At 46.9% G+C, this 8954-nt stretch carries 9 protein-coding genes; 7 read left to right on the top strand and 2 right to left on the bottom strand.

Annotated elements, in window-relative coordinates; genetic code table 11:
- Positions 1-136 precede the first annotated feature (136 nt).
- Together JGK11_RS31485 and JGK11_RS31480 are read left to right on the top strand one after the other, a co-directional pair.
- Positions 137-736, top strand: coding sequence for a 5-formyltetrahydrofolate cyclo-ligase (locus JGK11_RS31485; protein WP_293214333.1), 600 nt, complete (start codon positions 137-139; stop codon positions 734-736).
- A gap of 92 nt (positions 737-828) precedes the next feature.
- The gene (locus JGK11_RS31480) at positions 829-1605 is read left to right on the top strand and encodes a fumarylacetoacetate hydrolase family protein (protein ID WP_293214331.1); all 777 of its coding nucleotides are present in this window, start codon (positions 829-831) and stop codon (positions 1603-1605) included.
- Positions 1606-1757: 152 nt separating this feature from the next.
- Here JGK11_RS31480 and JGK11_RS31475 read toward each other — a convergent pair whose 3' ends face one another.
- Positions 1758-2231, bottom strand: coding sequence for a Tic20 family protein (locus JGK11_RS31475; protein ID WP_293177999.1), 474 nt, complete (start codon positions 2229-2231; stop codon positions 1758-1760).
- A 238-nt stretch (positions 2232-2469) separates the two neighbouring features.
- Entirely contained in the window at positions 2470-2667 is a 198-nt protein-coding gene (locus JGK11_RS31470) for a hypothetical protein (protein ID WP_293133771.1), read from the bottom strand.
- Between the two features lie 310 nt (positions 2668-2977).
- Here JGK11_RS31470 and glyA point away from each other — a divergent pair, with 310 nt between their 5' ends.
- The 5 genes from glyA to aroQ all read left to right on the top strand — a co-directional run bounded on the left by glyA (position 2978) and on the right by aroQ (position 8655).
- Positions 2978-4261: a serine hydroxymethyltransferase gene (gene glyA, locus JGK11_RS31465; RefSeq protein WP_293214329.1), complete on the top strand. Its 1284-nt coding sequence runs from the start codon at positions 2978-2980 to the stop codon at positions 4259-4261.
- Between the two features lie 597 nt (positions 4262-4858).
- Positions 4859-5914 (top strand): MraY family glycosyltransferase, encoded by a 1056-nt coding sequence (locus tag JGK11_RS31460; protein WP_293178008.1) that lies wholly within the window; start codon positions 4859-4861, stop codon positions 5912-5914.
- Between the two features lie 196 nt (positions 5915-6110).
- On the top strand, positions 6111-7367 hold the full coding sequence (locus JGK11_RS31455) for a competence/damage-inducible protein A (protein WP_293178011.1): 1257 nt from the start codon (positions 6111-6113) through the stop codon (positions 7365-7367).
- 595 nt (positions 7368-7962) lie between these two features.
- Positions 7963-8100, top strand: coding sequence for a hypothetical protein (locus JGK11_RS31450; protein WP_293178014.1), 138 nt, complete (start codon positions 7963-7965; stop codon positions 8098-8100).
- 114 nt (positions 8101-8214) lie between these two features.
- Complete coding sequence (gene aroQ, locus JGK11_RS31445; RefSeq protein ID WP_293178224.1) at positions 8215-8655, top strand: type II 3-dehydroquinate dehydratase; 441 nt, start codon at positions 8215-8217, stop codon at positions 8653-8655.
- Positions 8656-8954: the final 299 nt, after the last annotated feature.

The following is an 8954-nucleotide window of genomic DNA, read 5'->3' as shown; positions in this document are numbered from 1 at the left end:
AGTCGGTTAAAACCGACTACAGAGTTTGATGCAAAATGCAATTAATTTGAGTCCTCTTTGAGAGGACTTTCGCTATGAGACAGGGGTTTTCAACCCCTGCCGGACTGGAACTCAAACGAGAGATTCGATCGCAAATATGAACACTCCTGAACCTTCATTAACTAAAACCGAATTAAGACGATCGCTCCTGAACACCCGCAAATCCCTACCAGCCCAAGAATGGAGACAAAAGAGCGAGATCCTTTGCAACCACCTGCACAACTCGCCCCTATTTACCGAAGCAAAAACAATCCTCGCCTACTTTAGCTTTCGCCAAGAACCAGATTTAAGTCCCCTATTTGAAACTCCCCGCACGTGGGGATTTCCCCGCTGTGTCGGCAAACAGTTATCGTGGCACGTCTGGCAGCCCGGAGATGCTTTGCATACTGGAGCTTATGGCATCCTAGAACCGCTGCCGGATGCTCCGAAAATCGATCGCTCAGAAGTAGATTTAATCCTCGTACCCGCTGTAGGTTGCGATGTTCGCGGCTATCGCTTGGGCTACGGTGGCGGCTATTACGATCGAATGCTCAGTTTAACTGAGTGGGAATCAAAAATTGCGATCGCCACAATCTTTGAATTTGCCTTGCTAGCCCAGCTACCCGTTGACTCCTGGGACAAAGCGCTGCACGGAATTTGTACTGAAAGCGGGTTAAAAATGATACATCAAAAATCAAAAAGGTCGATCGAGCAATAAATTTTCAGTAATTATCCCTAGATTCGTGTTTATATGTATCCTACTGAAAGTCCTATTTAATCTAAAATCCAAAATCTAAAATCTAAAATATTATGGCCCAGCGCTACGTTCGAGTTAAAACAACACAAGGACACATCCATTACGGTTTGCTGCAACTTAGCCGCAGCGTTCAAGTATTTGATGCGCCTCCCTGGTTAAAAGGACAACCAACTGATTTGGAACTTGCACCAGATAGTTACCAAATTCTCGCCCCGTGCTCTCCCTCAAAAATTGTAGCCGTCGGCAAAAATTATGTCGATCACGCTGCCGAGATGGGAACTCCAGTACCCGAAGAACCGCTGCTGTTTTTCAAGCCTCCCAGCGCTGTCATCGCAGCAGGTGGAGCAATTCGCTATCCGCAGCAGTCGGAAAGGGTAGACTACGAGGGAGAATTGGCCCTGGTAATTGGCGAACATTGTACCAACTGCACTCCCGAACAAGCACACGGCAAAATTTGGGGTTACACGATCGCCAACGACGTAACAGCCAGAGATTTGCAAAAGCGAGACAACCAGTGGGCGAGGGCCAAAGGGTTTGATACGTTTTGTCCCTTGGGGCCTTGGATTGTGCGCGAATTGAGTCCTGCTGCACAGTTGCAGACTTTTGTCAATGGGAGCGATCGACCAATACAGTCATCTCAGATCGATCGCATGGTATTTTCCCCAGACTTTCTCGTCTCCTACATCAGTCAAATCATGACCCTAAATCCCGGCGATGTGATACTGACTGGAACGCCCCAAGGAGTTGGGCCGCTGCAAATAGGCGATCGAGTCCGCATTGAAATTGAAGGCATCGGCAGTCTTGAAAATATCGTAGTTATTGGTTATTAGTTATTGGTTATTGGTTATTGGTTATTGGTTATTGGTTATTGGTTATTGGTTATTGGTTATTGGTTATTAGGTTTGATCCGAATAAATAACAAATAACAACCAACAAATAACAACCAACAAATAACAACCAACAAATAACCAATAACTACTTACTAACGTACCTGCATATAAACAGCGTCCGAAATGGGAGGAATCTCTGCATAGCGTCCCAAAGCCGATTGAACCACTGCATAGAAAAATGCAGCTAAAGCGCCTAAAAACACCATATTATACAGAGTCTCTGCAATAAATGCGACTTGGAAGCCTTTTGCAAAAATTGGCAAAACCAAACCGCAGAGCATCAAAACAATGTCTAAAAGAATCGCCTGCATCGCATTAAAACGAATGAAGTGACTGATGTTTTCGTTTCTAACTACTCCTAAATACAGGGCAAAGAAAATAACCAAGCTAGCAAAGGGCAAACTATAAATTTGCATCAATGGAGATAGCGGTATCAACAACAGTTGCAGGACAGGAAACTGTGTAAACAGAAACCTACCAAAGGCAAGCCCGTCAATCAGCGGTAGCAAGTAAGGCAAAGAAGCAAAAATCCGGTCTGGAACAGTCGTAGATCCGCGCCAAGTCATAATGAACTCTCCTGAGTCGATCGACTAAATATCAATTCCCATTAAACTCAGGATAACGCAGCGGCAGGCTCAGTGTTCCGACTCGCCCGGAACTTGCTTTTCACTCAGAGCCGAGTAGATTCAGCGGTACTTATCTCAAGTCGGGTTCAATAGTCACCATTCCCGATGCCCGATGCCCTGTTTGCCCGATGCCCCATGCCCTGTTTGGCCGATGCCCGATGCCCTGTTTGGCCGATGATTATTTAATATTGGCAATGACGAAGCCCATTTGACACTCGTATCGATCGGGCAAATTTTCCGTAGGTTTGGCAACTGGATGACCGCAGCGAAGCTCTCCACCGCTCCAGCGCGGTTGGCCAGTGCGATCGGCGAGCACACAACTTTGGCAAACACACTGAGGGGCAAGCATCTGATTTTCCATTAGAATGACTAACATTTGATACCTCCGGCAGGTTCCACACCAGTAATTTCATTGTATGTCAGGAATTTGGGACAAACGGCTTAACCTGAACACAACGTAATATTTATGTCAATGGTGCGAAATCCGTAGTATGGTACAAGATCCCCAATTCCCAATCCCCAAATTTCTGAAGAGGTTGATTATTGTGACCAAGAATTTCTTGATGGTACAAGCCCCCGGATCGAGCCGTGGAATCAATCCTTGCATCTAAAATCTCAAATCCTCTCTTCCCCCGACTTGAGCCGTGGGGTCAATCCAAAATCCAAAATCTAAAATCTAAAATCGAATGACGGACACTAACTTAGACTTCCTTTCCAAAACCGATCCGCTAATTGCCGATTTAATCGGGCAAGAACTCCAGCGGCAGCGAGATCACTTAGAACTGATCGCCAGCGAAAACTTTACCTCCGCAGCCGTAATGGCAGCTCAAGGCTCAGTGCTGACCAATAAATACGCCGAAGGATTGCCAACCAAACGCTACTACGGCGGCTGCGAATTTATTGACGGCATCGAGCAAATCGCGATCGATCGCGCTAAAGAGCTCTTTGGCGCAGCCCACGCCAACGTCCAGCCCCACTCCGGCGCTCAAGCCAACTTTGCAGTATTTTTGAGCTTGCTAGAGCCAGGGGACGGAATTATGGGCATGGATTTGTCCCACGGCGGACACTTGACCCACGGTTCGCCGGTTAATGTATCCGGTAAATGGTTTAAAGCTTTTCACTACGGCGTCAACAAAGAAACTGAACAGCTCGACTACGACGAAATTTTGGCACTAGCTAAAGCAAACCGACCAAAATTGCTGATTTGCGGCTATTCGGCATATTCGCGAATTATCAACTTTGAAAAGTTTAGAGCGATCGCCGACGAAATTGGAGCTTACCTGCTCGCCGACATCGCCCACATTGCCGGATTAGTCGCCACAGGCCATCATCCCAGCCCCCTCGCCCACTGTCACGCAGTCACCACCACCACTCACAAAACCCTGCGCGGCCCCCGTGGCGGCTTGATTTTGACCAATGACCCCGAACTGGGCAAAAAGTTCGACAAATCAGTATTTCCCGGCACTCAAGGCGGCCCCTTAGAGCACGTGATTGCGGGCAAAGCTGTAGCTTTCGGCGAAGCATTAAAACCGGAATTTAAAACTTATTCCGGTCAAGTAATTGAAAATGCGCGGGCTTTAGCTGCACAGTTGCAGCAGCGGGGTTTAAAACTCGTTTCCGGCGGCACCGACAATCACTTAATGCTAGTAGATTTGCGATCGGCAAACATGACAGGCAAGCGAGCCGACCAATTAGTCAGCGGTGTGAATATTACTGCTAATAAAAATACGGTGCCTTTCGATCCAGCATCGCCCTTTGTCACCAGCGGTTTGAGACTCGGTTCGCCCGCGATGACGACAAGAGGAATGGGAACAGCAGAATTTACCGAGATTGGTAATATTATTGCCGATCGACTGCTAAATCCAGATGATGAAAGCGTCGCCGCCGAATGTCGGCGCCGAGTAGCCGCACTGTGCGATCGCTTCCCGTTATACCCGCACTTGTTCTTGAAAGTGCCGGCATTAGCTTAATTTTCCTGATCGGCAATGGGGAATTGGTAGTTGGAAGTGTACGGTTCAGTTGACAGTTGACAGTTGACAGTTGACAGTTGACCGAAGGAGAGCGACCTCTACCTAGAAGGAATAGGATGGGAGTAATGAATAGTCTGATTTTAATTTCTCCCGATCAAGGAGAGGCTTTCAACCAATTCTTTCTGGTAAAAAGGTAAAAGAGCTACAAAAGATTGAGAGTTGTTCCTTGCGATCTTGACAAGCAGTTTTTATCGAAAATCTCGATCGCGAAAGGCAGTTTTTACTAAAAATATTTGTCGAGCGGCGCTGGTTTGATTAACGGTATTTGTCGATCGCGAAAGATACCGCTCAACTCAGCTCGCTTGGCAAGTATGGATATCGAAAAAGTCGATCAACATTGCGATTGAAAGACGATTAATTCGAGAGGAATCATTTAAAAACCTGACAATTCGCATCCTGGCAACTTCCACTCCGGCAAATCTCCGGCTCCCAAACCCCCAGTCGCTCTTAAAAATGTTTCCTGGTTACAAGCCATCTGAAATGTAGTAGACTCTGCCTGACAGTATAATTGCCCGCACTATTTAAAATTAATTTCAGATGCCGCACCAGTATCTGTATCATGTACTCGCTTTTCTGGTTTCTGCGAGCGTCGTCCTCTGGAGTACGCCAATAGTCAAAACCATTGGTCTCAAAAGCGGGCGAGTCGATCGGCCAGGCGAGCGAAAAGTCCACCAGCGCCCCATGGTACGCTTGGGAGGAGTCTCTATCTTTCTCGGCACTCTGATTGCCCTGTTATTTGTCTGGCTCTGTGGAGGCTTCATCGATGCTAGCGGACAAGTTCTCAATCCCAAAGACGAATACCAAGTTTGGGGAGTCACCCTCGGCGGCATCGGATTCTTCCTCATCGGTTTAGCAGACGACTTGTTTTCGCTCTCAGCCATCAAACGCTTGCTCATGCAAATTGGCGTATCCAGCATCGCTTGGTACGCGGGCGTACAAATTGAGTTTCTCACAGTTCCCTCCCTGGGACTGACGGATCTTGGCTGGCTGAGCTTGCCCATTACCGTGATTTGGCTCGTCGGTATGGCCAACGCCATTAACTGGATTGATGGTTTGGACGGTTTAGCAGCCGGAGTTTCGGGGATTGCAGCAGTTGTGATGCTGATTGTCAGTCTGTCGATGCACCAACCGGCGGCGGCCCTAATTGCAGCGGCTTTAGCTGGTGGCACCTTGGGATTTCTACGCTACAACTTCAATCCGGCTCAAATCTTTATGGGAGATGGCGGGGCTTATTTTATCGGGTTTACTCTCGCTGGAGTGGGAGTAATTGGGTTAGTTAAAACTACGGCTGTTACTTCTGTGTTACTGCCATATTTAATTTTAGCTGTACCGATTTTAGATATGTCGGCGGTGATTCTCGATCGGCTCCGTAACGGCAAATCGCCCTTTATTGCTGACAAACGCCACCTGCACCACCGACTCCTAGAAGCCGGACTATCCCATAGATTTGCGGTTTTATTTATTTACTCGCTGACACTTTGGGTAGGAAGTTTAGCCCTAGCTTTTTCAGTTCCAAGTGGCATAGTTTACGCTATGGGAGCTACAAGTTTGCTGGGATACGCTAGCTGGAAAGTTTGGAGGCACGCAAGATAGACAGTTGACAGTTGACAGTTGACAGTTGACAGTTGACAGTTGTTAGTTGTTACTTGTTAGTAAGAATCACCAATCACCAATCATTAATGCCCAATGCCCAATGCCCTGCGCGGGCCTTCTTCCCAATGCCCAATGCCCAATGCCCAATGCCCAATAACCAATCTAAAATCCAAAATCTAAAATCTAAAATAGAATAATGGTTGCTGAAATTATTTGTGTTGGCACTGAATTGCTGTTAGGCGATATTCTTAATAGCAATGCCCAGTTTTTAGCGAAAGAATTAGCGAGTTTGGGCATCCCTCACTACTATCAAACAGTTGTGGGAGACAATCCAGAACGCATTAAACAGGTGATAGAAATAGCTATAGGTCGATCGCAACTTTTGGTCTTCACCGGAGGCCTCGGCCCCACACCAGACGACCTCACAGTCGAAACAATCGCCGATTATTTTGGTGTTCCCCTCATCGAAAGGCCGGAAATTATCGCCGATATCGAACAAAAATTTGCTCAGCGGGGACGCACCATGAGCAAGAGCAACCGCAAACAAGCTTTAATTCCCGAAGGTGCGGACATTCTATCAAACCGGACAGGTTCTGCACCGGGGATTATTTGGCAGCCGGTTCCCAATGTCACAGTGATGACATTTCCCGGGGTACCGGCGGAAATGCACTTGATGTGGCAAGAAATCGCCGTTCCTTACTTGAAAAATAACGGCTGGTGCAGTGCAACTATTTGCAGTCGCACGTTGAAATTTTGGGGAATTGCTGAGTCGGCACTCGCGGAAAAAGTAGATAATTTTCTGAATTTAACTAATCCTACTGTTGCTCCCTACGCCAATCACGGCGAAGTCAAACTGCGGATTTCGGCCCGCGCTGAGTCGGAAGTGGCGGCGAAAAAGTTAATTGAGCCGATCGAACAACAGTTGCTACTGATTACTGACTTAGACTGTTACGGTGCCGATACCGATACCCTCGCCTCGACTGTCGGTAAATTGTTGCTGTTGGCTGGCGAAACTCTTAGTGTGGCTGAATCCTGCACGGGAGGAGGGTTGGGAGCGATGTTGACCAGTGTTGCCGGCAGTTCGAGGTACTTTTTGGGTGGAATTATTTCCTATGACGATCGGGTTAAGGAAGGATTATTAGGTGTTAATCCCCAAGATTTAGCCGAATTTGGCGCAGTCAGCCAGCAAGTCGCAAAACAAATGGCTGCGGGAGTGCGCGCCAGTCTCAACACCACTTGGGGATTGAGCATTACAGGCATCGCGGGCCCAGGAGGCGGCACGGATGCTAAACCTGTCGGACTGGTTTATATCGGTTTAGCGGGCCCCGAGGGCGAGACTGAAAGTTTTGAATACCGTTTCGGCTATGCCCGCACTCGCGATTGGATTAGAAATCTGAGTAGTTGTACGGCGCTCGATCGGCTCCGGCGTAAATTATTATTGGCAAAAGCGTAGAAAACCTCTAACACTTTGTCAATTGTCAATACTCATCCTTAAGCTTAAGCTTTATTTAATAATTGCAGTCCGAGATATTTCAGTAATTTTCCCCTTGCCTATTGATTATCTGTAAAGATTCGTTATGATAATAAGACAGGGCTGATTGGCAAATACACTGATTCTCTCCTTTGCTTAAAAGCGTTGCTCCCAACAACCAGCAAGCGAGAAAGCAAGTTTGACCTTTGGTTTCAAAGTCGTGCTTGCTTATTTTCAGGGATTTAGCCGTCGGTTTAGCTAGCTCGGCGGGAATCCCCACGACCTAATCTTTGATTTGGGGTGGGATGAAAGCCAGGTTTGTGAAGGATAGAAGGTTAACCGATTCCGTAGGACTCTTAAATCTTCACAGCCTGAACAAACAATCCTTGATCTAGTGCAAAAACAGTGGGGCTGGACGTGTTCCTCACTATAAAACGCCGAGCGAGAGAAACATTTTGGAGTACCTCGAAGGAAGATCTCGATATCCTTAACAGGACTCAGATGCCTACGCTGTAATCTTTGATTCAGAGTAGGAGCGTCACCAATCTAGACTATAAAAAAAGGAGCTATCCGTTCAATGGAAGACATTGAAAAGGTGCTGGAACAAATTAAAGAATGGGTTCGCAAGCTGATAGAAGGACTGCTGAGTCCAGAAGCTCAACCGGAACTCGAACCGATTCCTATTCCAGTCAACCAACCCAGGCATCGCCGGTAGTCGGGACTAGATGTGAAATCTGAGGTTTGAGGTTTGAGGTTGAAGACTGGTTCTAAATCCCAAGTCAAAACTCTCAAAAATCTCATAAATTTTGTTGCGCTGGAATTTTTAAAATTGTTAAATATCCTGGTACTTCACGGCCCTAATCTGAATCTATTGGGTCAGCGAGAACCTGGAGTTTATGGTTCTGCGACTTTAAATGATATCAACAAGTTGCTAGAACGAGAAGCGCAAGCCCTCCAGGTGCAAGTCTCTATTCAGCAGTCGAATCATGAAGGGGTTTTGGTGGATGCAATTCACTCAATGTTAGGGCAGCACCAAGGCTTGTTGATTAATGCTGGAGCTTATACTCATACGAGTGTGGCAATTAGAGACGCGATCGCCGCTGTGAATATCCCTGCGGTGGAAGTTCATTTGAGCAATATTTACCGACGGGAAGCTTTTCGGCACCACTCGTATATCGCGGCGGTGGCGATCGGGCAAATCAGCGGTTTTGGCTCAGAAAGTTATCGGCTGGGGCTACAAGCTCTAGTTAGTTATGTGATTAAAAATTAAAATTTCACCGATTTTCGAGATCGGATGAGGGCCGGTTTTAGATGGAAAACCAGCCCTTATATGTTTGGCTTGAATTCAAATTAATCAGAAGAATGGGTAATGGGTAATGGGTAATGGGTAATGGGTAATGGGTAATGGGTAATGGGTAATGGGTAATGGGTAATGGGTAATGGGTAATGGGTAATGGGGAATCGGTAATGGGTAATGGGTAATGGGGAATCGGTAATGGGTAATGGGGAATCGGTAATGGGTAATGGGGAATCGGTAATGGGTAATGGGGAATCGGTAATGGGTAATGG

It is taken from the genome of Microcoleus sp. PH2017_34_RAT_O_A, assembly GCF_020737885.1.
Taxonomy (GTDB): domain Bacteria; phylum Cyanobacteriota; class Cyanobacteriia; order Cyanobacteriales; family Microcoleaceae; genus Microcoleus.
This window is presented reverse-complemented; position numbering and strand designations above follow the sequence as displayed.